Here is a 1,217-nt window from a genome sequence, read left to right as displayed (position 1 = left end):
ACCGACGCCATCGAGGCCACCGCGCCCTTGACGTCGCGGCGGTGCATCGGGTTGGCGCCCGGCGCGAACGGCTCGCCTGCCTTGCGGCCGTCCGGGGTGTTGCCGGTCTTCTTGCCGTACACCACGTTGGAAGTGATCGTCAAAACCGACATGGTGGCGACCGAGTTGCGATAGGTCTTCTGCTTGCGCAGCCGCTCCATGAACTCCTTCACCAGCCAGACCGCGATCTCGTCGACGCGGTCGTCATTGTTGCCGAACGCCGGATACTCGCCTTCGATCTCGAAGTCGGTGGCGAGACCGCGGGCGTCGCGGATCACCTTGACCTTGGCGTGCTTGATCGCCGACAGGCTGTCGGCGGCGACCGACAGGCCGGCGATGCCGCAGGCCATGGTGCGCAGGATGTCGCGATCGTGCAGCGCCATCTCGATCCGCTCGTACATGTACTTGTCGTGGCAGTAGTGGATGGCGTTGAGCGCGCCGATATAGACCTTGGCGAGCCAGTCCATCATCGGGCCGAGCTTGGCCTTGACGTCGTCGAAGTCGAGCACGTCCGACGTCACCGGCGCCAGCGTCGGGCCGACCTGCTCGCCGGACAGTTCGTCGCGACCGCCGTTGATGGCATACAGCATGGTCTTGGCGAGGTTGGCGCGGGCGCCGAAGAACTGCATCTGCTTGCCGATCCGCATCGCGGAGACGCAGCAGGCGATGCCGTAATCGTCGCCCCAATAGGCCCGCATCAGGTCGTCGTTCTCGTACTGGATCGACGAGGTGCGGATCGAGGTCAGCGCGCAATAGTCCTTGAAGCCCTGCGGCAGGTAGTCCGACCACAGCACGGTGAGGTTGGGCTCCGGTGCCGGGCCCAGCGTCTCCAGCGTATGCAGGAAGCGGAAGCTCGACTTGGTCACCAGCGGACGGCCGTCCAGCCCCATGCCGCCGATCGATTCGGTGACCCAGGTCGGGTCGCCGGAGAACAGCGCGTCGTATTCCGGGGTGCGCAGGAAGCGGACGATGCGCAGCTTCATGACGAAGTGATCGACCAGCTCCTGCGCGGTGGCCTCGTCGAGCACGCCTTCGGCGATGTCGCGCTCGATGTAGATGTCGAGGAAGCTCGAGACCCGGCCGAGCGACATCGCCGCGCCGTTGGATTCCTTCACCGCGGCGAGGTACGCGAAGTAAGTCCACTGGATCGCCTCGCGGGCGGTCAGCGCCGGCTTCGA

Annotated in this window: 1 protein-coding gene; it reads right to left on the bottom strand. The window is 65.7% G+C overall.

Features of this window, described 5'->3' with window-relative positions:
* Positions 1–1,217 (bottom strand): pyruvate formate lyase family protein (locus HNR60_RS23915; protein ID WP_283810664.1); only part of this gene is annotated, 1,217 nt, incomplete at both ends.

This window comes from Rhodopseudomonas rhenobacensis (genome assembly GCF_014203125.1).
GTDB lineage: Bacteria > Pseudomonadota > Alphaproteobacteria > Rhizobiales > Xanthobacteraceae > Rhodopseudomonas_A > Rhodopseudomonas_A rhenobacensis.
The sequence above is the reverse complement of the archived record's forward strand: the minus strand, read 5'-3'. Positions and strand labels throughout refer to the sequence as shown.